This is a genomic window from Haloechinothrix alba (genome assembly GCF_900188115.1).
Taxonomy (GTDB): Bacteria; Actinomycetota; Actinomycetes; order Mycobacteriales; family Pseudonocardiaceae; genus Haloechinothrix; species Haloechinothrix alba.
Genome location: NZ_FZNW01000022.1, coordinates 22,313 through 45,147 on the forward strand (window position 1 = coordinate 22,313; position 22,835 = coordinate 45,147).

Annotated in this window: 14 protein-coding genes, 2 pseudogenes and 1 CRISPR repeat array; of the genes and pseudogenes, 8 read left to right on the forward strand and 8 right to left on the reverse strand. The window is 66.4% G+C overall.

What is annotated here, in order from left to right; all coding sequences use genetic code 11:
• Window positions 1-22: 22 nt before the first annotated feature.
• The 4 genes and pseudogenes from casB to CHB84_RS18960 all read right to left on the reverse strand — a co-directional run bounded on the left by casB (window position 23) and on the right by CHB84_RS18960 (window position 9,925).
• Window positions 23-691, reverse strand: a complete 669-nt coding sequence (gene casB, locus CHB84_RS18945; protein ID WP_089303008.1) for a type I-E CRISPR-associated protein Cse2/CasB — start codon at window positions 689-691, stop codon at window positions 23-25.
• Window positions 688-2,349: a type I-E CRISPR-associated protein Cse1/CasA gene (gene casA, locus CHB84_RS18950; RefSeq protein ID WP_089303009.1), complete on the reverse strand. Its 1,662-nt coding sequence runs from the start codon at window positions 2,347-2,349 to the stop codon at window positions 688-690. Before casA ends, casB begins: the two co-directional genes overlap by 4 nt.
• The gene (locus tag CHB84_RS18955; RefSeq protein ID WP_089303010.1) at window positions 2,339-5,143 is read right to left on the reverse strand and encodes a CRISPR-associated helicase/endonuclease Cas3; all 2,805 of its coding nucleotides are present in this window, start codon (window positions 5,141-5,143) and stop codon (window positions 2,339-2,341) included. The genes casA and CHB84_RS18955 overlap by 11 nt, the downstream gene beginning before the upstream one ends.
• 316 nt (window positions 5,144-5,459) lie before the next feature.
• Window positions 5,460-8,910: direct repeats of the CRISPR family, unit length 28 nt; unit sequence GGATCATCCCCGCGTGCGCGGGGAGCAC.
• A 250-nt stretch (window positions 8,911-9,160) separates the two neighbouring features.
• Window positions 9,161-9,925 (reverse strand): annotated as a pseudogene (locus tag CHB84_RS18960) (IclR family transcriptional regulator).
• A 184-nt stretch (window positions 9,926-10,109) separates the two neighbouring features.
• Here CHB84_RS18960 and CHB84_RS18965 point away from each other — a divergent pair.
• The 3 genes from CHB84_RS18965 to CHB84_RS18975 all read left to right on the forward strand — a co-directional run bounded on the left by CHB84_RS18965 (window position 10,110) and on the right by CHB84_RS18975 (window position 13,354).
• Complete coding sequence (locus CHB84_RS18965) at window positions 10,110-11,231, forward strand: 5-methyltetrahydropteroyltriglutamate--homocysteine S-methyltransferase (protein ID WP_089303011.1); 1,122 nt, start codon at window positions 10,110-10,112, stop codon at window positions 11,229-11,231.
• 183 nt (window positions 11,232-11,414) lie between these two features.
• Window positions 11,415-11,900 carry a Fur family transcriptional regulator gene (locus CHB84_RS18970; protein ID WP_089303012.1) on the forward strand — a complete coding sequence of 162 codons (486 nt, stop codon included), beginning with the start codon at window positions 11,415-11,417 and terminating at the stop codon, window positions 11,898-11,900.
• Complete coding sequence (locus CHB84_RS18975; RefSeq protein ID WP_089303013.1) at window positions 11,897-13,354, forward strand: catalase; 1,458 nt, start codon at window positions 11,897-11,899, stop codon at window positions 13,352-13,354. Before CHB84_RS18970 ends, CHB84_RS18975 begins: the two co-directional genes overlap by 4 nt.
• A 101-nt stretch (window positions 13,355-13,455) precedes the next feature.
• On the opposite strand, the gene CHB84_RS18980 is transcribed toward CHB84_RS18975, so the two are convergent.
• A complete protein-coding gene (locus CHB84_RS18980) occupies window positions 13,456-13,725 on the reverse strand; it encodes a hypothetical protein (RefSeq protein WP_141134738.1) in 270 nt (89 codons plus the stop codon).
• A 505-nt stretch (window positions 13,726-14,230) separates the two neighbouring features.
• Here CHB84_RS18980 and CHB84_RS18985 point away from each other — a divergent pair.
• Window positions 14,231-15,004, forward strand: coding sequence for a CPBP family intramembrane glutamic endopeptidase (locus CHB84_RS18985; protein WP_245818843.1), 774 nt, complete (start codon window positions 14,231-14,233; stop codon window positions 15,002-15,004).
• 74 nt (window positions 15,005-15,078) lie between these two features.
• Here CHB84_RS18985 and CHB84_RS24065 read toward each other — a convergent pair.
• Window positions 15,079-15,516: pseudogene (locus CHB84_RS24065) on the reverse strand (SAV_915 family protein); the annotation flags it as partial.
• Between the two features lie 93 nt (window positions 15,517-15,609).
• On the opposite strand from CHB84_RS24065, the gene CHB84_RS18990 reads away from it, so the two are divergent.
• Window positions 15,610-16,035 carry a Fur family transcriptional regulator gene (locus tag CHB84_RS18990; RefSeq protein WP_176440039.1) on the forward strand — a complete coding sequence of 142 codons (426 nt, stop codon included), beginning with the start codon at window positions 15,610-15,612 and terminating at the stop codon, window positions 16,033-16,035.
• A 29-nt stretch (window positions 16,036-16,064) separates the two neighbouring features.
• Complete coding sequence (gene katG, locus CHB84_RS18995; protein WP_089303016.1) at window positions 16,065-18,296, forward strand: catalase/peroxidase HPI; 2,232 nt, start codon at window positions 16,065-16,067, stop codon at window positions 18,294-18,296.
• 137 nt (window positions 18,297-18,433) lie between these two features.
• Here the strand turns inward: katG and CHB84_RS19000 are convergent, their stop codons facing one another.
• Together CHB84_RS19000 and CHB84_RS19005 are read right to left on the reverse strand one after the other, a co-directional pair.
• Window positions 18,434-19,558 carry a DUF5938 domain-containing protein gene (locus CHB84_RS19000; RefSeq protein ID WP_089303017.1) on the reverse strand — a complete coding sequence of 375 codons (1,125 nt, stop codon included), beginning with the start codon at window positions 19,556-19,558 and terminating at the stop codon, window positions 18,434-18,436.
• Between the two features lie 25 nt (window positions 19,559-19,583).
• Entirely contained in the window at window positions 19,584-21,158 is a 1,575-nt protein-coding gene (locus CHB84_RS19005; RefSeq protein WP_217898634.1) for an AMP-binding protein, read from the reverse strand.
• A 150-nt stretch (window positions 21,159-21,308) separates the two neighbouring features.
• On the opposite strand from CHB84_RS19005, the gene CHB84_RS19010 reads away from it, so the two are divergent.
• Both CHB84_RS19010 and CHB84_RS19015 read left to right on the forward strand, forming a co-directional pair.
• Window positions 21,309-22,073: an SDR family NAD(P)-dependent oxidoreductase gene (locus CHB84_RS19010; protein WP_089303018.1), complete on the forward strand. Its 765-nt coding sequence runs from the start codon at window positions 21,309-21,311 to the stop codon at window positions 22,071-22,073.
• Window positions 22,073-22,834 carry an SDR family NAD(P)-dependent oxidoreductase gene (locus CHB84_RS19015; protein ID WP_089303019.1) on the forward strand — a complete coding sequence of 254 codons (762 nt, stop codon included), beginning with the start codon at window positions 22,073-22,075 and terminating at the stop codon, window positions 22,832-22,834. Before CHB84_RS19010 ends, CHB84_RS19015 begins: the two co-directional genes overlap by 1 nt.
• Window position 22,835: the final 1 nt, after the last annotated feature.

Below are 22,835 nucleotides of genomic sequence, written 5' to 3' on the forward strand. Positions count from 1 at the left end.
GGTGTGACGTATCAACGTGTCGTCATGAGCTGTCTGTCGAGGCATTAGCGCTATCCGAGTCCGATGCGTCCTCCGCGACGGAGTCGCCGGTGGTGCGGTAGAAGTCACGGCCCCAGGCCAATCGAACGTCCGTCTGCCGGCCCGGAGTGAGCAAGCCGGACACGTCCTCCGCGAAACGGGAGTAGTCCATGGCGAGCTCGGCGGCCTTGATCTGCGTGATCAACCCACGCACATGTGTGAGCACTTCATCAATCGACTCCGCCGTGGCCACCGCCATGAACCGCCGTGTGACGGCCTCTGTACTCGCGCTGTCGCTACGGGCCAGATGCCCGACCGCACGCCCGAACGAGTACCCAGCCCTGTGCACCGGTCGCGATGCGGATTGCTGGTGCAGCGCGAACAGAGTCAGCGTGGCGTGGGCGGCCTGCTCGGCACGACTGGGCTCATCGTCGTCGCCGACCAGGGATTCCGGCACCAGGCCGACCGTCAACGGCCAGATCTCCGGCACGCTACCCGCGGGTTTGCCCAGACCACGGCGTAGTCGTGCCAGGTCAGCGCGCGCGGCCGGTGCGCCTTGCAGATACTCGGACTGCAACTGCTCGATCCGCCGTTCGAGTGCCGAACCCAGCGGACCCAACCTCCGCTCGCGTCGCCGGGGCGATTCCCCCACAGCAGGGGTCACGTTCGTCATGATGCTCCTTCCAGGGTCACTTCGTCCGGCGTGGCCTCCTCGCGGGGTGGATGCGCCAGTGGAAGCTTCTTACGCAGATCAGCTCGTAGCCACGACTCTGCGCGCGCTACGTTGACCAGGCGACCGTCCACATCACGGCCGCGCCAGGCTGACGGCCCGGCAGCACGCAACAGTTCACGGGCTACCGGCCAGCACGCACCAGCCACGGTGTACTGCCACGCGGTCCTGGCACTACTGACATCCGAATCGGCTCCCAGGGTCGCCAACCACTTCCGGTACGGGGCATCCAACGCCGCGTACAGCTGCTCACGGGCGGCATCACCGGCACCGGACTGGGGCTCCGAGCCGGCCGCTCGCGCGAGGTTCTCCGCGAACCGCCAGACCGCGCGCGCGACCTCCTCCGAATCGATCACCGCTTGCTCGGCGACCTGGCCAAGAGCCGGGTCGTCCTGACGCAACAATGCGACCGACAGAGGCAGTACGTCGTCCAGGATTTCGTCGTACACCGCATTCTGGGTTCCGTATCGCGTACCCACTGCACGGACTCGCGGCCGGTAGTCATCCGGCAGCTCACCTTCACGGACCAGCTCACCGATCCACTGCAACACGCCCGGAGCCAAGCTCGCGCTGGCTTCACGCCCGGACCCTCGACGTCCCGACACCGATGGCAGCATCGCCGCGATCCCGCGCCACACCACCTGTTCCGGTTCGTGCGTGCGGGGCATGTAGACCACCTGGTTCAACTTCTTGCTCTGCGGCTTGCTGTAGCGCCACGCGGCGTGCGGGTCCACTCCGTGCAGGTTGTGGGGCGGAATCACATCGCCCTTGGCGAGAACGACTCCGGTCACGCCATCGCGACCACCTACCAGCCGCACTCTCCGGGTCTGCCAGGTGTAGAGGTCGATCGCGCCCTTGGGAGGCCGCTTGTCGGACCACTTGGCGCTGTCCACATCTCGTTCCCATGGCGGGACATCGTCGGGCCCTCCGATACGCACGTAGGTCTCGACATTCCGGCCGACGAGGTTCAACAGCAGCGTTTCGCGCAACGAGGCACCTTGCGGCAGCACACCGCCAATCTGACCGGACCAACCCACGCTGCTGCCGTAACTTCTGCCGCCTTGGACCGTGGGATCACCCACTACTCCCGTCTTGATACCAGCGGGGTCGAATGCATGAGCGTGCACCAACCATCGCGCCGCTTCGGCGGGTTCGATGGTGCTCAAGCTGGCCGGCGATCTGGTGGTGAACAGCGGTTCCCCGTTCGGAACATCGGCCACCAGCCTCTCCAGCCCCGACTCCTCGCCCTTCTCCGTGCACAATCCCGGGACCTGAAAGAACGGCGCATCGACGTCGAAGAGGTCGAACCGGTGTGTCACCCGTTCCGCATAGGCACGGATCCGATCCATCGGCAAGTCTTCGTCCCGCCACAAGCGGCCCCAGTCCGACTCGTCCTCCGGACCGTCGAGCGCACGGTGCAGGAACGCCAAGAGTAGGCGAATGATCGCGAACGACTGCGTCGGCACTTCACCACCGACAGCCCTCAGAAGGGGTGCGTGTTCGAATACGTCCACAATAGATAATTCTTGCTCCGTTCCACGTGGGTCGAGTACCACGATCCACGGCTCGTACAGCAGGTTGAACCCGCCGTCATTCGTCACTATCGAACACCTCCAAGCCGTATTCGGGTGTGTAGCGTGCCTCGCGGCCGTCGAGACAGCCGTATCCGTCGCCGTCGAGCACCAATGCGGGCATGCGGTAGATGAGCGGCGAACCTTCCCATGCCTCTGGCGTGGCCTCCCACAGTTCGCCCTCGGCGCGTTCGTTGCTGAATGCGAGGGGCAGGCGGATCGCGCAGCGAGCCATGACCTCAGCGAGCTCGTTACTCGGTACGGCCTCGCGCGGGATCGGTAACGCGCCGTTGTCGGCGCCGAGCCAGACAGGTGTGCGCCAAGTACCGTCGCTGTACTGGTGCACCAGGATGACTTCGAGGGTGGGAGCGCCGTCCCTGACCTGCCCCTGTCCCTGCGCCTCGTCGTCGGCCTCTCCTACGTTCGCCGAGAGCCAGCCTATGATCGCTTTCCCCCTTCGGTCCGGCTTGGCGATCTGGAAGTCCTTGGCTTTGCCCTCGCGCCGGTCGGTCGACTCCCGCCACGTGCGCCATGCCTCGGCCATAGCCTCATCCCAACCGGGCGGCGCGATATCGTCCGGCCCGTACGCGTCCTGCACAAGCGGGGCGATGTCGGTGGGCAACTCCACGGTGCCGCCGAACCGGCGTCGCAACACAGCGGCGGCACGCAGCAACGCATATGAGCCGTACACCCGCTCGGCGCCCGGTTCCAGCTCTGGAGGCTCCTGCGCGAAATCGGCACCGGTGACCCAGACGTGCGCCCTGCGCAGTCCCGCGGGTCGCTGATCTTGTCCTGATCCCCGCTCGTGGCGGTGTAGCCTGCCCATCCGCTGCAACATCAGGTCGATCGGAGCGAGGTCGGTAACCAGAAGGTCGAAGTCCACGTCCAACGACTGCTCCACGACCTGCGAGGCTACGACGACACAGCGTTCCGGGCGAGTCGATGCCCGTTCGGGAGAGCCGAACCGGTCGAGCAGTTCGGCGTCCTTGCTCAGCCGGTCCGCTGTGATGAACCTGGCGTGCGCCACCAGCACCTCACCGGGAAACTCACGCTCGAGATGCTGCGCTGTCTCCAGCACGCGCCGCACCGTGTTGCGTACCACGAGCGCGCAGCCACCTTCGGCCAACGCCTCGCGCAAGCCGGCGAGCAACGCGTCCGCATCATCATTCAACGCATCGACCGACACCGTCGTGGCGCGACCAGAGGCTTCCGCGACTCGGCTGCGTACCCGCCCACCTTCGGTCCACGACACCAGCGGATAGCGGGCCGTCTCCACAGCATCGTCGTCGATCCGGCTACCCGATTCGCCCCGTCCAGCCTGGTATGCGTTCAGTAACTCCTCGCGCCGCCGCGCCGGTAACGTCGCCGACAGCGCGATTACCGGCACGCCGTAGTAGCCGAGCCAGTTCAGCACCTTCGTCAGGTACGAGTTCATGAACGCGTCGTATGCGTGGATCTCGTCCAGCAGCACGATCTTGCCGACAAGGCCGAGGTGCCGCAGCATGAGGTGCCGCGCCTTCAACCCCGCGAAGAGCAGCTGGTCGATCGTGCCAACCGTGAAGTTCGCCAGCTGGCCCGTCTTACGGCCAGCGAGCCACGAATGCGCCACGACCTCGTGCTTCGATCCGACGTCCGGAAGATCGGTTCCCACGTCCCGCGGCGTCCGGCCGGACCGCATGAGCCCTTGGAACAGCCGGTTGAACCGCGCCTTGCCGTGACTGAGCATGATCGAGCCACCCACCTGCTGGTCACCGGCGCCCATAGCATCCAACCAGTCCACGATCCTGGTGAACATGGCGTCCGTAGTCGCCTGAGTGGGCAACGCGACGAGCACCCCACCCGCCTGCCACGTGCCCGCCAGGGTCTCGACAGCTGCCAGAGCGGCTTCGGTCTTGCCTTCCCCCATCGGCGCTTCGACGACGAGCATGCCCGGCTCGCTCGTCTCCCGTGCCACGTCGAGCACCGCCTGCTGGACCGGACGTGGCACGGCCCCTTCCGGAAGGCGGAACCGTGAGGCAAAGAACTCGCTCACCGACCCCCGAGGCGGTTCTGCCTGCCACGGGCACGGCAAGTGCAACGAGTCCAGGGCACGCTTGGCACGATCCGGGTCATCGGTCACGGATGGCAACGAATCGGCATAGAAACCGAACAATTCCTCGTTACTGGCGATCCAGTCGGAGACGATCACAATGCCCGTCACGACCACCTGGAACTGCTGAGACAGCGGGCGGTCACGCCATCCGTGCAGGCGCTCCGTCGCTCCGCATCGCTCGACAGCCCGTTCCAGCAGCTCCCGCTGAACTTGCGTCCACCGGCCGGTGCCGAACAGATCGGGATTCGTTCGCGGAGTCACCTCTTCCTGATCCGTGTCGGGCGGTGCTCCATGGTGCCCACCGAGTACCACTGCCCAGGCCCTCGCGGCCCGCTTCGACCAACCCTGCTCGACCAGCCAATCGACCAACAACTGATGCCCAGCCAGGCTGTGATGCGCCAGGTGCCGATCCAGTTCGACCTTCCTGGACGGCATGTTCAAACCGTGCTCACGCATGCGTTGACCAAGCAGCTCGTGCTGCACCGCGAAGGCGGGAGTCGCCTTACCCAGGTCGTGTACGCAGGCCAGGAAGACGACAGCTCTACGCGCGTCCTCCATGTCACCATCGAACTGCCGGGCCAGTAACCGCGCCACGCTCGGAGCGAGCCACTCGTCGAACAACAGAGACGCAACATCGGCAGCGTCATCCATGTGCTGCCAAAGTGGCAACCACTCACCGTCATCATTGACCGACTTCGCCCACACTGACCGAGCGGCCTCGCTCAGCTGCATACAGCTGTACCTCCAACGCCGATATGACCCCGCACCACTGTGTCGCGAACTGCCGTTGCCCCCGAATTCAGCAGCTCAGCCACTGTGACACGCACCACCGACACTGGAAACGGCGAAGTGCTTAGAAAGCTCAAATGTTCACTAGCACAGACGAATCCGGTAACGCTCCGGCAACGGTGGCCGATCATGCAGTTCCCCATACACGACGCCACTCACCTGGCACACAGGCTCAGAGAAGGAACAACCTGACTGGCTGAGCCATCCCCGAATGAGCGGGGAGCAGGCCAGCGTGGGGTTCTTCAGTGTCGCCAACGCCGGATCATCCCCGCGTGCGCGGGGAGAGCACATGTTCCAGCTCGGGCCCGGCCGCAAGCTCGTGGGATCATCCCCGCGTGCGCGGGGAGCACGCTCGCCGGGAGCGGCAGAAACACCCCGCCAGCGGATCATCCCCGCGTGCGCGGGGAGCACTTCGCGTCCGTCGACGTGGGGGTCGGGAGTAGCGGATCATTCCCGCGTGCGCGGGGAGCACGCAGTATTCTTTACGGCTTTCTCTCGATCACCCGGATCATCCCCGCGTGCGCGGGGAGCACACGTTCTGAAGTCTCGTGCCGCCGATGCCGGGTGGATCATCCCCGCGTGCGCGGGGAGCACTGCGGGATCCACGGCTGGATCCTGCGGTACAGCGGATCATCCCCGCGTGCGCGGGGAGCACGACATGCAGCGGCTCGCGGCGCGTCTACAGACCGGATCATCCCCGCGTGCGCGGGGAGCACCAGGATCCGACGCCGCCTGATGTGATCGAGGCGGGATCATCCCCGCGTGCGCGGGGAGCACGGAAGGCGAGTGATCACGATGTGTGGGTTGCCGGGATCATCCCCGCGTGCGCGGGGAGCACCGCTACTTCGGCTGATAACCGAGTGGTTGCGGGGGATCATCCCCGCGTGCGCGGGGAGCACCTCGACGTGCCGCTTCCACCTGTGCATCCATCGGGATCATCCCCGCGTGCGCGGGGAGCACCACAAGGTAGTGATGCGCATGCGCAACCCGGCGGGATCATCCCCGCGTGCGCGGGGAGCACGCGTCGAGAGTTTCGAGAACCTCGCTTCGCAGCAGGGATCATCCCCGCGTGCGCGGGGAGCACTCCTCCGGGATCCCCGTTGCGCTCGTGTCACCAGGATCATCCCCGCGTGCGCGGGGAGCACGGCGCCGCGGCAAACTGCGCGAGCCGGGTGAGCGGATCATCCCCGCGTGCGCGGGGAGCACCGGGCGATATCGTCCATCACGTTGATGAGTTCCGGATCATCCCCGCGTGCGCGGGGAGCACGGCACTGCCGTCACGGTTGACCGCGGGTTCGAGGGATCATCCCCGCGTGCGCGGGGAGCACTCGGGGCGGTGTAACTTGAGAGCGAGCTGCAGGGGATCATCCCCGCGTGCGCGGGGAGCACCACCAGGATCCGCCCCAGCTCGGGCAGGGTTCCGGATCATCCCCGCGTGCGCGGGGAGCACCCATCAACCTGCACAGTGGCGCTGAAACTCACCGGATCATCCCCGCGTGCGCGGGGAGCACGTGGGGGCAGTGAACGTCACCTGAGCCGGGCTGGGATCATCCCCGCGTGCGCGGGGAGCACGGCATATACGCTGGTCCCGGTTGGGGTGTCGAGGGATCATCCCCGCGTGCGCGGGGAGCACCGGTTACCGGCTACGCCACCACTCGCGGCGTGCGGATCATCCCCGCGTGCGCGGGGAGCACGTTTTCTGTGGTGGTCATGCCGCCACCTCCCCCAGGATCATCCCCGCGTGCGCGGGGAGCACACCGTTGCGGACGCGACGTTGTTCAGCGCGGTGGGATCATCCCCGCGTGCGCGGGGAGCACGGCGTCGGGTAGTAGGTGATGCCGATGCGTATGGGATCATCCCCGCGTGCGCGGGGAGCACGACAGGTCTGGACTCCTCGGATAGCGGGTCTGGGGATCATCCCCGCGTGCGCGGGGAGCACTGGGCATAGGCGATCGCTTTGCTCAGTGAACGGGGATCATCCCCGCGTGCGCGGGGAGCACGTGGGGAGTGCCAGCGTGAGTCTGGCTGACAAGGGATCATCCCCGCGTGCGCGGGGAGCACACGAACTCAGCTCCAGGTGAGCGCCTGGGGTTCGGATCATCCCCGCGTGCGCGGGGAGCACCCCGCACGCTACGAGATCCGCGGCACCGGCGACGGATCATCCCCGCGTGCGCGGGGAGCACGCTCCTTGCGGTCCGCTCCCCCGCACAGGTGGAGGATCATCCCCGCGTGCGCGGGGAGCACACGGTGCTCTCTGTCGATCCCGAGTTGGGGTTGGGATCATCCCCGCGTGCGCGGGGAGCACGCCAGGCATGCCGTCGTGCCGCACGATCCAGGTGGGATCATCCCCGCGTGCGCGGGGAGCACGTCGGCACAGCCCGAGTTGGACGCCGTCGTCGCGGATCATCCCCGCGTGCGCGGGGAGCACGCACGAAGACGGCGAGGTTTGTCACGGGTCAACGGATCATCCCCGCGTGCGCGGGGAGCACTTATGGTGCAACATATGCGCGCTGACCTGTACCGGATCATCCCCGCGTGCGCGGGGAGCACCCTGGCGTATGGCTCGTCGTGTTGGGCGCTTCCGGATCATCCCCGCGTGCGCGGGGAGCACACGTGCACCTCGTCGACCACGCCACCGGAAACGGGATCATCCCCGCGTGCGCGGGGAGCACTTCACGAGGAACATCATGCAATCCTGGCAGGCCGGATCATCCCCGCGTGCGCGGGGAGCACGAGGCTGGTGCGGATTTTCCCGGCGCTCCCACCGGATCATCCCCGCGTGCGCGGGGAGCACTCTGTGAGTGGCTACCGCGTCGCTATGACGTACGGATCATCCCCGCGTGCGCGGGGAGCACAGCTATCGACGGTGCCGGGTGTGATCGCTGCCAGGATCATCCCCGCGTGCGCGGGGAGCACGTCCCCTCGAGGTCCGAACCACCGCCGGGGCAGGGATCATCCCCGCGTGCGCGGGGAGCACATCAACGCCTGGATACCGTTCAACGCCTGCCGGGGATCATCCCCGCGTGCGCGGGGAGCACCGCCATACGACGTTCTAGCCGAGCTGTGTCGCCGGGATCATCCCCGCGTGCGCGGGGAGCACACGTTCGACCAGTTCGCATGACCGAGCTTCAGGGGATCATCCCCGCGTGCGCGGGGAGCACCGCTCGTGAGCCTACCGCGTCGCTATGACGTACGGATCATCCCCGCGTGCGCGGGGAGCACGCCGTAGTCGTCGCCGGGTTTGCCGAGCTGATCGGATCATCCCCGCGTGCGCGGGGAGCACGACGACGCGTTTGATCTCGCTGCGCCACTGGGTGGATCATCCCCGCGTGCGCGGGGAGCACATCTTCCGCTTGGCCTCGACGTCACGCAGGAACGGATCATCCCCGCGTGCGCGGGGAGCACATGCAGCGGCAGGCCATCAACAACAAGGAGGAGGGATCATCCCCGCGTGCGCGGGGAGCACGCCCCCTCCTCGAACGGCTTCGTGAGGGACTTCGGATCATCCCCGCGTGCGCGGGGAGCACAGGCGGACGGCATCTCGGAGTTTGAGGCGAAGCGGATCATCCCCGCGTGCGCGGGGAGCACGTTGTGTAGCAGGGTTGGTTGTGGTCTAGTGGGGGATCATCCCCGCGTGCGCGGGGAGCACATCGCTGATCAATGCGGCGCACCATCGCACGACGGATCATCCCCGCGTGCGCGGGGAGCACACTTCCTGACCTGGCATTCTATCTACTCTCTCGACGAATTTCTATTAGTTTCATCTGAGCCAAGCCACGGCGGATGCCCCCATGCTCACCAACGTCCGTTACTAGGTCGTTCAGGTACATGTGGTGCCTCCCGGAACGCAGTCGCCGCCGATGCCCGACTCGCGAAGCCTCTCCGACGTCGCGGCAGAGAAGAACCGAGCGCGACGTCAGGCTACACGCGCGGTCGGGGCAGAAGCGCGAACCGGCGACGCTAGGCAGCTCCGGACAGCGTGCGCGAGATGGCGCGGGCGCTCGTCTGGACCAGCGGCGCGAGCGAGTGGGGCGAGACGGTGCCGTGATGCACGACCAGCGAGACCGCGGCGATCACGTGACCCCGGCTGCTGTGGATCGGGGCCGCTACGGAGAGCGCGTCCATGGTCACCTGGCGGTCGCTGATGGAGAACCCCGTGGTGCGGACGTCGGCGAGCATGCGGCGCAGGCTCCGCGGGTCGGTGACAGTGCATTCGGTGTAGCGGTCGATCGGTCCGCTGAGCACCTCGTCCTGCACGTCCGTCGGCGCGTGCGCCAGCAGGACCAGCCCGACACCGGTGGCGGTGAGTGCGAACCGACCGCCCACGCGGGTCAGCACCGGAACCGCCTCCGAGCCTGCGATGCGTTCGATGAACACCAGCTCGGTACCTTCACGCACGGCGAGCTGCACGTTCTCCCTGGTGATCTGGGACAGGTCCTCGAGGAACGGGAGCGCGACCTCGCGCAGGCCCTGACCACGCGGGGCCAGGGCACCGAGCTGTCACAGGCGCAGCCCCACCCGGTACCGGCCGTCTCCGCCGCGTTCCAGGGCTCCCCACGCGGTCAGCTCGGCGACCAGCCGGTGCACGGTCGAGACCGGGATCTCCGCCTGGCGGGAGATCTCGCTCAGCGTCATCGCCCGGCGGTCGGTGTCGAAGGCGCTGAATATCCGCAGCGCGCGGGCCAGTACGGGGCCGGTGGCCGTGGCGCCTTCGCGATCGCTCATCCGTCCGATTATGCGAGCGCGCCCGGCGCCAGGGTGCACGCGACCGGATGCACTTTCCGGTATCCGGGAAACGTGCTGGGCACGGGAAGGCTGATCGGCGAGGCTGACCACTGGCAGCCGACGAGCATCGCCGGCCCCGGAGGCCCGGCGGAGTCGGTGAATCACGACGGCACGAGGAGAGTTCATGGTCTGGCGAGACACCGCACCCTTCAGGGCCGATCACGTCGGGAGCCTGCTGCGGCCGGCGGAGCTGCTCGAGGCGCGCGAGAAGTATTCGGCCGGTTCCATCGGCGCCGAGGAGCTGCGCCACGCCGAGGACCGCGCGGTCCGCGACGTGGTCAGGCTCCAGGAGGAGGCCGGGCTGCAATCGGCGACGGACGGGGAGTTCCGCCGGACGTCGTGGCACATGGACTTCATCTACCGGCTCGAGGGCATCGACCCGACCGACGAGAAGCTCCGTGTGCACTTCCACAACGAGCAGGGTGACCTGGACTTCGAGGCGGCCGCGCCACGGGTGCACGACACCGTACGGCTGACGGAGACGATCTTCGCCGATGCGTTCGAGTTCCTGCGCGACACCGTGCGCACGGCCACGCCGAAGCTCACCATCCCCTCACCGAGCATGGTGCACTACCGCGGCGGCGACGCCGCGATCGACGAGTCCGTCTACCCGGACCGGCAGCGCTTCTGGGCGGACCTCACCTCGGCGTACGCCGAGCAGGTGCGCAGGCTGGGCGAGCTCGGTTGCACGTACCTGCAGCTCGACGACACGAGCCTGGCGTACCTCAACGACCCCGAGCAGCGGGCGATGCTCGCCGGGCAAGGCGGGGTCGACGTCGAGCACCAGCACGAGCGCTACATCCGCAACATCAATGCCGCCCTGCGCAACCGCCCGGAGGGCATGCGGGTGACCACCCACATGTGCCGGGGTAACTACCGCTCCTCGTGGGCCGCCGAAGGCGACTACGAGTTCGTCGCCGAAGCGCTGTTCTCCGAACTCGACGTGGACGGGTTCTTCCTGGAGTACGACGACGAACGGTCCGGAGGCTTCGCACCGTTGCGGTTCGTCCCGCGTGGCAAGCAGGTCGTGCTCGGGCTGGTAACCACCAAGCACGGAAGGCTCGAGGACAAGGACACACTCAAACGACGCATCGAGGAGGCCGGTGAGTACGTTCCCCTCGACCAGCTGTGCCTGTCACCACAGTGCGGCTTCTCGTCCACAGTGGACGGAAACGCGTTGACCGTGGACGAGCAGAAGGCCAAGCTCGCCCTGGTCGTGGAAACCGCCCAGGAGGTCTGGGGATGACGTGGCCGGCTCCGGCTCGGCCACGGTGGTAGTCCTCCACTCGCACACGCTCGGCAGCGCCGCACGGAGCTACGGGGACGTGGCGGGAGGCGGTCGCCCGAACGGGCGGACGTCGTCCGGCACCTCCCTCGGCCGGGTCAGAGTCTTCTTGACTGGTTCCAGGAAACGTACTGCACTGGAGGTATGCCCCTACACGGCGCATCACTGCGTACGCAGTTGCGTCAGGCGGGGCTACGGGTGACCGAGCCGCGCCTGGCGGTACTGGAATGGCTTGCCGATCATCCGCACGCAACGGTCGACGAGATCGGCAGGGGCGTGCGGGAACGGATCGGCTCGGTCTCGACGCAGGCCGTCTACGACGTGCTTACCGCGTGCGCGCGGGCCGGTCTGGTGCGGTGGATCGAGCCGGCAGGCCATCCCTCCCGTTACGAACGCCGCACCGGCGACAACCACCACCACCTGGTGTGCCGCGCCTGCGGTCGCATCGACGACGTCGACTGCGCGCGTGGCTCACCACCCTGCCTCACCCCGGACGACGCCCAAGGATACGAGCTCGACGAAGCGGAGGTGGTGTTCTGGGGCGTATGCCGTGACTGCTCTGCCACGGCGGAACCGCTTCCCGCCTCGTACTCCACCGGTTCATCCCACCACGAGGAGGCACAGCAATGACGGAAACCGGAAACAGGCCCACAACGACGGATGCCGGTATCCCCGTCGCGAGCGATGAGCACTCCCTCACGGTCGGCCCGGACGGTCCGATCCTGCTGCAGGACAACTACCTGATCGAGCAGATGGCGAATTTCAACCGGGAGCGCATCACCGAGCGCCAGCCGCACGCCAAGGGTGGCGGCGCGTTCGGCAAGTTCGTCGTGACCGGCGACGTCAGCGCCTACACCAAGGCCAGTGTGTTCCAGCCGAAGACCGAGACGGACATGCTGATCCGGTTCTCCACGGTCGCCGGCGAGCGCGGCAGCCCGGACACCTGGCGCGACCCGCGTGGCTTCGCGGTGAAGTTCTACACCAGCGATGGCAACTACGACATGGTCGGCAACAACACCCCGGTGTTCTTCGTCCGGGACCCGATGAAGTTCCAGCACTTCATCCGCTCGCAGAAGCGCCGCGCGGACAACAACCTGCGCGACAACGACATGCAGTGGGACTTCTGGACGCTGTCACCGGAGTCGGCGCACCAGGTCACCTGGCTGATGGGGGACAGGGGGATCCCGAAGACCTGGCGGCACATGAACGGCTACTCCAGCCACACCTACATGTGGGTCAACGCAGAGGGCGAGAAGTTCTGGGTGAAGTACCACTTCAAGACCGACCAGGGCATCGACTTCCTCACCCAGGAAGAGGCCGACCGCCTGGCAGGCGCCGACCACGACTACCACAACCGTGACCTGTACCGGGCGATCGAACGGGGCGATTACCCGAGCTGGACGCTGTACGTGCAGATCATGCCGTTCGCCGAGGCCGAGACCTACCGGTTCAACCCGTTCGACCTCACCAAGGTGTGGCCGCACGGCGACTACCCGCTGCACGAGGTCGGGCGGATGACGCTGACCGCGAACCCGACGGACTTCCACACCCAGATCGAGCAGGCGGCCTTCGAGCCCAACAACCTCGTGCCCGGTATCGGGCCGAGCCCCGACAAGATGCTGCTTGCCCGGCTGTTCTCCTACGCCGACGCGCACCGCGCCCGCCTGGGCGTGAACTACAAGCAGATCCCGGTGAACGCGGCGCACGTGCCGGTGCACGCCTACAGCAAGGACGGCGTCATGCGGGTGGAGAACGTCTCCGACCCGGTGTACGCGCCGAACTCCAAGGGCGGGCCGCACGCCGACACCGCCCGCTTCGGCGAACCGGCAGGCTGGGAGACCAGCGGCGAGATGGTGCACGCCGCCTACACCAAGCGCAGGGATGACGACGACTTCATCCAGGCTGGCACCCTCGTACGCGAGGTGATGGACGACGCCGCCCGCGAACGGCTGGTCTCCAACGTCGCAGGGCACCTCGGCGACGGCGTCACCGAGCCGGTGCTGCGACGCGCGTTCGAGTACTGGCGCAATGTCGACAAGGACATCGGCGACCGGATCGAGAACGCTGTCAGGAGCGCCGGCTGATCAGCTCGCGGCCGCACCGGGCCGCCGGGCCGGGGGCGGCCCGGGCGCCGGGCGCGCCGGCACCCCACATCACACGGTGCCGTTCCGTGGTCGCGTCACGATCACCACGGCGGGTCGTCGAGATCGACCTCGGCTCCGTCGTAGGAGAGTTCAGGGGACCAGCCGAGGCGCGTCTCGCCGTCGACCTGGGTCAGCACGAGGGCGAATCGATGCTGCTCCTCGCAGCGGCCGACGAGCGCGACCCGATGCCTGCGACCCTCACCCACGCTCGGGTCGACCGGGGCCTGGCCTCGACCGTGCGTGACGACATCACCCCCGATCGCGTCAACGATGATCTCGTTGGCAGGGGCGTCCTCCTCGCGTGCGGTCACGAACACCTGATCAACTCGGGTGCTCGCGCGGCCGCATTCCGGGCACAGAAGGCGTGCATCGCTGTCGGTCAAATACTCTGGCTCGCTCACGGACATCCTCACGCGGGCTCTGGGATCGGCCACGTACCGGCCAAACACCATCGTTCTCACCCGAACGTGCAGCGAGCAAGGGGATCGGCTTCGCCGATGTGAACCGCTTACGACATCGTCGGCGAACTGTTAGCTCCACAAGGGATTCAGCGGGATAACATGCCCCGGCAACGCTGACAGGAGTATCCGGTATCCGCACCCGATTCCGTACGGTTCGGCACGGATGGCAAGCGTGCCCGTTGTATCACCATTCCTCGACCGGCCTTTCCGTCAGCGATGTCGTCCCGCGCTCCGGGCAGGCGGTGGGTTTGCCACGCCGTGTCCCGGGAATACCTGACCCGGACACGCTGAACACCGACGAGACCGCCGCGCGGCGTGACCGCGCAGGGCGCTTCCTGTGAGGTGCTCGAGTGGAATGACGATCAGCGAGCAGCTGGACGGCAGCCGGGCGACACACCCGCGCGCTCCACGGGGCCGGCGAGCGGGCATTGTCATGGTCATCGTTTTCGCCGCGGCCGAGGTGGTGTTCCTGACCGCCTCCTTCCTGGTTGTCGTGCCGTACGCACTACAGGGCGCACCGACCGCGGGGAAGAACCTCCCACCCAGCGCGTTGCTGCTGTCCGTGCTGGTCCCGACGGTTCTGGCAGCGCTGACCGCGCTCGCGGGTACCGCGGCGTTCGGGGGAGGTCGGCGGGCGGGACGTGTGCGCCGTGAGCTGGCCATCCGGTGGAACTGGCGTCACGCCGGAATCGGGCTGGTGATCGGCGTGGGAAGTCTCGCGATCACGTTGCCTGCCGCATCCGTCTGGACCGCGATGGTGGGTGAGGACGACGCGAGCTCAGCGGTCGGGGACGCCTTTGCAGGCCGGGACCTCGGCCCTGCCGTGGCGCTCGGCGCGTTCCTTGCGATGTGGCTGGTCGCGCCGCTGTGTGAGGAACTGATCTTCAGGGGGACGCTGTGGCGCGCGCTGGAGCACTTCCGGTTGAACCCGTGGGTCATCTTCGCTCTCACCACCGTGATCTTCGCCGTGGCCCACATGGAGCTGCTGCGCAGCCCCTTGCTTCTGGTCGTCTCGATCCCGGTCGGCCTGGGAAGGTTGCTCACCGGCAACGTTCTCACCAGCATCGTCACCCACCAGATCAACAACCTCCTGCCAGCGGCGAGCCTGCTGAGCATGACCTTCGGTTGAACCGGGCGCCGATGATCGCAACCGTTCCCGCCCGGGGTCCCGTCACCGATGGGCCCCGAGCGTCGCCGGGCCAGGATCCGGAGGCTCGCGGTCGGCATCACCAGCCACGGCTGCTGTCTTCCACGGCACTCGTACAGACGGTCCAGAGCCGAGTACACCGGTAGCGCCGTCCGCCCGTCCGAGGTCTGCCGCAGCTGAACGACCGCATCCTCAGCGGAACTGACGTGGGACTCGCAACAGTGGTACACGACCGGAGGGAAATCTTCTCCTGAAACCGCGGTACCCGCGCGGCTCTGAGCACCGTCCTCCGACACGACCAACCCCCGAGCGCCACTGCATTCGTCACGCTTACGGGCCGCATCGTAGTCGGCGGGTCCACGGCGCAGTCCCGTTCGAGGCACGATGCCGCTTTCGCCTTCTCGGCTCACGCATGTTGCCCGGATAGTGCATTGTTCGTTGGACGCGCCGCGTGCCAGGCGAGTTCCGGAAGCCCTTCCTGGTATCAAGATCACCTACAGGCGTGTAGCGCTGACGCTGCCGCTCCCACAGCCGGAGGCGGCCGCATAGTCTTGACCTATTCAAGAAAATCCGGCAGACTGTTGTTCATGTCCTTGGACTTCCGGCAGATGCTGCGGGGGGCCGCGTTGCGGGTGACCCGCCCTCGGGTGGCGGTACTCAGCGCGGTGCACGCGCACCCGCACGCCGACACGGACTCGATCATCAGCGCCGTGCGCAAGGATCTCCCTGAGGTGTCCCACCAGGCCGTGTACGACTCGCTGCACACGCTGACGGCCGCGGGTCTGGTGCGGCGCATCCAGCCGAGGGGCTCTGTGGCTCGCTACGAGTCGCGAGTCGGGGACAACCACCACCACGTGGTGTGCCGGTCATGCGGCCTCATCGCCGACGTCGACTGCGTCGTCGGCGAGGCGCCCTGCCTGACCGGATCCGACGACCACGGTTTCGCGATCGACGAGGCCGAGGTCATCTACTGGGGCCTGTGCCCCGACTGTTCCACCGTAAGCATTTCCTGATCACCCCTGATCCGCGTGGAAGGATTACCATGCCAGAGCAACACGACGCAGTCGCCGAACAGGCGAGCACAGAGAGCGGAGGTGGCTGCCCGGTCGTACACGGCAACGGCCTGCCGCACCCGACGCAGGGTGACAGCAACCGGTACTGGTGGCCTGACCGGCTCAACCTGAAGATCCTCGCGAAGAACCACCCGGCGTCCGACCCGATGGGTGAGGACTTCGACTACGCCGAGGAGTTCAAGACCCTCGACCTTCCCACTGTGAAGCGGGACATCGAGGAGGTACTGACCACCTCCCAGGACTGGTGGCCCGCCGACTTCGGCCACTACGGCGGGCTGATGATCCGCATGGCCTGGCACAGCGCGGGAACCTACCGCGTGAGCGACGGTCGCGGCGGTGCAGGGACGGGCCAGCAGCGCTTCGCCCCGATCAACAGCTGGCCGGACAACGGCAACCTGGACAAGGCGCGCAGGCTGCTGTGGCCGGTCAAGCAGAAGTACGGCCGCAAGCTCTCCTGGGCTGACCTGATGGTCCTCGCGGGCAACGTGGCGCTGGAGTCGATGGGCTTCAAGACCTTCGGCTTCGCGGGGGGTCGCGAGGACGTCTGGGAGCCCGAGGACGATGTCTACTGGGGCGCCGAGACCACCTGGCTCGGCAGCGACAAGCGCATCTCCGGCGGCGAGCAGCGCAACCTGGAGCAGCCGCTCGGCGCGACCCACATGGGCCTGATCTACGTGAACCCGGAAGGCCCCGAGGGCCAGCCGGACCCGGTCGCCGCCGCGCGCGACATCCGCGAAACGTTCGGCCGGATGGCGATGAACGACGAGGAGACGGTTGCGCTGATCGCGGGTGGGCACACCTTCGGCAAGACCCACGGTGCGGCACCGGACTCCAACCTCGGAGCCGACCCGGAAGCCGCGCCGCTCGAACAGCAGGGACTCGGCTGGGCCAACAGCCACGGCACCGGCAAGGGCGCCGACGCCATCACCAGCGGCCTCGAGGTGACCTGGACGTCCACACCGACCCAGTGGAGCAACGGCTACTTCGAGAACCTCTTCGGCTACGAGTGGGAGCTCACGCAGAGCCCCGGCGGCGCGTACCAGTTCGTCGCGAAGGACGCCGAGGAGACCATCCCCGACGCCCACGATCCCGGCAAGAAGCACAAGCCGACGATGCTGGTCACCGACATCTCGTTGAAGGTCGACCCGATCTACGAGCCGATCTCGCGTAGGTTCAAGGACAACCCTGACGAGTTCGCCGACGCCTTCGCGCGCGCTTGGTACAAGCTGACCCACCGCGACATGGGGCCGATCGAACGCTACCTCGGGCCCGAGGTCCCGTCCGAGGAGCTGCTGTGGCAGGATCCGGTGCCCAAGCCGGACCACAAGCTCGTCGGTACCAAAGAGATCGCCGAGCTCAAGCAGAAGATCGTCGACTCCGGACTCACGGTGCAGCAGCTGGTTTCGACGGCGTGGGCGGCTGCCTCGACGTTCCGCGACAGCGACAAGCGTGGCGGCGCCAACGGCGGTCGCATCCGGCTGGAGCCGCAGAAGAACTGGGAAGTCAACGAGCCCCAGAAGCTCGCGACCGTGATCAGCACCCTCGAGGGGATCCAGCAGTCCTTCAACGCACAGTCCGGTGACACGAAGGTCTCGTTCGCCGACCTGGTCGTCCTAGCCGGCTGCGTGGGTGTCGAGCAGGCGGCCAAGTCCGCGGGCCACGACATCGAGGTCCCGTTCACGCCGGGACGTGGCGACTCCACGCAGGAGCAGACCGATGTGGAGTCCTTCTCCTACCTCGAGCCTGCCGCGGACGGGTTCCGCAACTACCTCGCCAAGGGCAGTCAGCTGCCTGCGGAGAACCTGCTCGTCGACAGAGCGAATCTGCTCACCCTGAGCCCACCGGAGATGACGGTCCTCGTGGGCGGCCTTCGCGTGCTCGGCGCGAACTACCAGCAGTCCTCGCTCGGCGCGCTGACCGACAAGCCGGGGACGCTGACCAACGACTTCTTCGTGAACCTGCTCGACATGGGCACCACGTGGAAGCCGACGGACGAGTCCTCGGAGACCTTCGAGGCCCGCGACGCCTCGGGCAACGTCAAGTGGACCGGAAGCCGGGCAGACCTCGTGTTCGGCTCGAATTCCGAGCTGCGCGCGCTCGCGGAGGTCTACGCCTGCGGCGACGCGCGGGAGAAGTTCGTGCGCGATTTCGTCGCAGCCTGGGACAAGGTGATGAACCTCGACCGGTTCGACGTCGCGTGAGTAGACCGTCCAGGCCGGCCCGCACGGGCCGGCCTGGACGGGCCGGCCTGGACGGCTCCGTTCGAGCCGCTCACTCGCCGGTACGTAGCACCAGCAGGAAAGCCAGCGCTATCAACGCCATCCGGGTAATGCCGCGCCTAGACGCCGGTGACGACCGGCGCTGCGACAAGGCCGAAACTTTGCAGCACCCCGAGTAGCTCCCGGTGACCGAACGCCTGGCACGCTGAACCAAACCCGACCCGACGGGGCGCGCCGTGCACGAGGTGATGTGCGGCGTATGCCTGCATGAGGCCGGTCTGCTTGTAGTTGCAGGCCCCCCGAAGCACGCAATGCACGTGACCCAGTGGTCCGGACGCCTGAACGGAGTCGACGGAAATGTTCACCCGCTGGTTCTCGCGGGGTGGCGCCTCACTCCGAATCGCGAGCGCCTGCTCCGACAAGACCCGGAACTTCTCATCCTCCGGAAGGTCCTTGACCTGCTCCAAGGCGGCCTCGACGATCTGCGGCACCCCGAGCATGAGTTGCCGGTCAAGAACGCCCCCCAACGCCGAAACATTGGCCACCCGGGGATCCCGTTTGAACCAGACCGGGTGCGACGTGCCGCCCCACGGAAGGCCGAGCCCGACCTCGTGCTGGCCCGGAACGGCCAACTGCCGACACGTTCCGTCCACCGGCCACTCGACATACTGGTTCTGCTCCAGGTAGTACGCCTTCGACAGTGCCGCATTTACCAGAATGGACTGAGTAGACGCAACAGTCGGAGAGCCCTTCCAGAACACAGCGACGTCCAACGTGTCCAGGCCAGGGGTCTCCAGACAGATGTTCGCGGCTATCTCGCCCGTGGTGTACATCTGAGCGATTCCCGGTGCTAGCAGCAGGCCGCGCTCGGCCATGCGTTCGCCGTACTCCTCGTCGCACACCCGCACCCAGTCCTGCTCGCCCGTGGTATCCAGGTAGTGGCACCCTGCGGCTATACACGCTTCTACAACCTGAGGGCCGTACTTGGAGAACGGCCCCACCGTATTGCACACCACCGAGGCGCCGCGAAACAATTCGGTCAACTCAGCGACCGTATGGTTCGACTCCGCAACCTCGTAGACCGCCGTTTCCCGGCCGGGGAGTCCCTCCATCGCCTGCTTTATGCGCTCGCTGTTGCGTCCGGCGGCCAGAAAGGGCAAGCTGTACTCGCGCAAGTACTCGGCCACCAGCTTGCCGGTATAGCCGCTCGCGCCGTAGATGACGACTGGCTTGTCCGTGCTCACGATCGTCCTTCCTTCCTACGATTACTCAGTTGACGCTTCGGATGCGCCCGGCCCAGTACGCGTTGCGCAACGCCGGCTTGTCGTGTTTACCTACCGCCGTAACCGGTATCTGGTCCAGGAACTCCACAGATTTCGGAGCCTGAACGCTGCCCTTCCGTTCCTTGACCCACGTGATCAATTCATCGGTGCGCACCCCGGCGTTCTGGTCGGTGACCACTACCGCTTTCACGGTTTCGCCCCACTTCTCGTCAGGTACCCCGATGACGCAGGCATCGCGTACGGCGGGATGCTCGAACAGCGCGGTCTCGACCTCCTTGGGGTACACATTGAATCCTCCTGAAATGATCAAATCCTTCTTTCGGTCCACAATATACAAAAATCCGCGTTCGTCGCTGCGCGCCAGGTCACCTGTGCACAGCCAGCCATTCCGTAGCGTGGCCTCGGTTTCGTCTTGCCGATTCCAGTAGCGGAGCATTGTGTGTGGTCCCCGTGCTGCGATCTCGCCGACACCGCCGGCCTCGACGTCACCGAAATTCTCGTCGAATAGCCGAACATCCGCGATCGTGACCGGGCGCCCACACGAGGACAGCGACGTCAGATCACCGCTTATGACCGCATCCGCGTGGTCCTGCTTGCTCAGCACAGTCAGCTGGTTTGGCGCCTCCGTCTGGCCGTAGAGCTGCGCGAATATCGGGCCGAACCGTTCGATAGCCTCTAGCAGGCGCTGATGACCAATCGGTGAGGCACCGTAGACAACCGTACTCAGCGAAGAGAGGTCGAACCCGTGCCCGGTTTCGGTGTCCAGCAGCATGTACAACATCGTGGGAACCAGCATGGTCGACGTGACGTGTTCGGTCGCCACAGCATGCAGCAGCCGCTGCGGATCGAATCCACCAAGGATCACGTTCGTCCCGCCACGAAGCCACACGGGCAGCACAAATCCGCCGCCGGCGTGCGTCAGTGGTGCGACGTGTGCGAAAACCTCGCGCTCGCCCAGGCCGAGTTCGAGTAGCTCGCTGAACAGTGCCGCTACGAATGTTCGGTGACTGTGCACAACCCCCTTAGGCTGCCCGGTGGTACCACCGGTGTAGTAGATGCCGAACAGGTCGTCCGGCACTACCGCCGGACGACCCGGACTCGCGTGCTGCTGATCGAGCAATCGGGGCATGGAGTGTCCACCGGGTATTACCGAACCGTCATCGACACCAAGCACGATCTCGATATCGAGTTCTTTGTGAATCTTCTCGACGCGCTCGGCGTGCGCCGCATCGTGGGCGATCGCACGAGCACCCGAATCCGCGATGATATGGGCGTGGTCGACGGCTCCGAGCTTGGCGTTGAGTGGCACCACGACCAGGCCGGCCCAGGCCGCGCCGTAGAACACGTCGAGCAGCTCCGGACAATCCTCCATCAGGATCGCCACCCGGTCGCCGTGTCTCAAGTCGAGCGCCAGAAGTGCCCTCCCTGCCTTCCGGATCCGTTCGATCTGCTCGACGTAGGTGATGCGCCGATCCCCGGAAGTCACGGCGACTTTCTCGCCGTATGCGTGGCCGCATCGCTCCACCAAACTGCCCAAAGTGTGGTCCAGCATCGACTGCATCGGTCCCTTCACGTGAATCGCGGAATCTTCCTGCTGGTCACACTATGGCGCACCGGTATCCGGTAGAATGTGGATTCGGCACAATCTGTCGTACGTTGATGCGGGGTTCTCGACATTCCGGAGCCGCCACGGCCGCACTAGCCTCGGGTTATGCTCTCCGAACTAACCAACAAACGAGCGCTGGTTACCGGCGCTGCACAAGGGCTCGGGCGAGCCGTCGCGGAACTGTTCGTGGAACGTGGGGCGCGGGTCGTCCTCGCCGACATCGACATGGAACGCCTACACAGGACCGCCACCGAACTCGGTGGCACGACAGTACCGGTGCGCTGCGACGTTACCGACGCGGATCAGGTAGCGGCCGCGGTCGCCAAGGTCGAGTCCGAGTGGGGCGGGCTGGACATCGCCGTCAACAACGCGGGCATCGAGGTAGCCAGTCCCCTGGTCGACCAGGCCGAGACTGATTTCGACAGGCTGATGGCCATCAACGTCAAGGGAGTATTTCTCGGGATCAAATATGCCGCACCGGCGCTTGCCAAGGCAGGTGGGGGCGCCGTCATCAACATGGCATCGGTCGCCGGGCTCGGCGGTGTGCCCTTACTTGGATCCTACTGTGCCTCGAAGGCGGCGGTGATCCGCCTATCGGAGACGGCTGCGCTCGAGTTGCGAGACTCCGGTGTCCGGGTCAATGCCGTGTGCCCCTCGTTCGTCGACACAGAGATGGTGAACCGGCTCGTGGATCCGTTCGAAGCCGCGACCGGCGCCAAGTTCGAGGATGTGGTCGCCGTCAAGCAGCAGCGCCTCGGCACGCCGGAAGAGGTGGCTGAGATAGTCGCCTTCCTCGCCTCGGACGACGCGCGTTTCATTACCGCGTCGCACTACGTCCTCGACTGCGCACTGAGTGGGAGCTTGTTCTGATGACCGAACTGCTGAAAGACAGGATCGCCATCGTCACAGGAGGCGCGAAGGGGCTTGGTCGGGCAGTCGCCCGCGGTCTCGACGAAGCCGGAGCCACCGTCGTGGTCAGTGACATCAACGAGGCAGGGGCCCAGGCCACCGCGGATGAGCTCAACAATGGCGTGGGTGCAGGCTGCGATGTCCGGGACGAGAACCAGGTCACCGACCTCATCGATTGGGTGTCCTCCCGATATGGCAGGTTGGACGTCATGATCGCCAATGCAGGCATCGCGACGGTCAGCCCGATCACCGAGATGCCCCTCGAGGAGTGGCGCTCAGTGCTCGCGGTGAACCTGGACGGAGTATTCACCTCGGTTCGGCACGCTGGCCGCGCGATGCTCGCGAACGGGGGCGGTTCCATCATCACGATGGCCTCAATCACCGGCTTCGCCGGATCGCCGCTGATCTCCCATTACGCGGCGGCGAAGGCGGGTGTCATATCACTGACGAGAACGGCGGCGGTGGAGCTGCGGGACCACGGTGTGCGGGTGAATGCCATCTGCCCCGGCTGGATCAGCACCGACCTGGTGCATGAGCGCCGCTACCAGTTCGAGGATGCACTCGGCATCGACTTCGAATCGATGATCAACAGCAAGCAGGGACGTCTCGGTGAAGTCGAAGACGTCGCTCCGCTCGCGGTGTTCCTGGCCTCGGAGCGGTCCCGCTTCGCCAGCGGCTCAACGTTCGTCGTCGATGGCGGAATGTCCGCCGCCCTGGTGTGAT

Coding starts and splice junctions, on each gene's coding strand:
- CHB84_RS18990 (WP_176440039.1), top strand. CDS start 15,610: ATGTCCTTGGACTTCCGGCAGATGCTGCGGGGGGCCGCGTTGCGGGTG.
- CHB84_RS19005 (WP_217898634.1), bottom strand. CDS start 21,158: ATGCAGTCGATGCTGGACCACACTTTGGGCAGTTTGGTGGAGCGATGC.
- CHB84_RS18970 (WP_089303012.1), top strand. CDS start 11,415: ATGCCCCTACACGGCGCATCACTGCGTACGCAGTTGCGTCAGGCGGGG.
- CHB84_RS19015 (WP_089303019.1), top strand. CDS start 22,073: ATGACCGAACTGCTGAAAGACAGGATCGCCATCGTCACAGGAGGCGCG.
- CHB84_RS19010 (WP_089303018.1), top strand. CDS start 21,309: ATGCTCTCCGAACTAACCAACAAACGAGCGCTGGTTACCGGCGCTGCA.
- CHB84_RS18965 (WP_089303011.1), top strand. CDS start 10,110: ATGGTCTGGCGAGACACCGCACCCTTCAGGGCCGATCACGTCGGGAGC.
- CHB84_RS18975 (WP_089303013.1), top strand. CDS start 11,897: ATGACGGAAACCGGAAACAGGCCCACAACGACGGATGCCGGTATCCCC.
- katG (WP_089303016.1), top strand. CDS start 16,065: ATGCCAGAGCAACACGACGCAGTCGCCGAACAGGCGAGCACAGAGAGC.
- CHB84_RS18955 (WP_089303010.1), bottom strand. CDS start 5,143: ATGCAGCTGAGCGAGGCCGCTCGGTCAGTGTGGGCGAAGTCGGTCAAT.
- casB (WP_089303008.1), bottom strand. CDS start 691: ATGACGAACGTGACCCCTGCTGTGGGGGAATCGCCCCGGCGACGCGAG.
- CHB84_RS18985 (WP_245818843.1), top strand. CDS start 14,231: ATGACGATCAGCGAGCAGCTGGACGGCAGCCGGGCGACACACCCGCGC.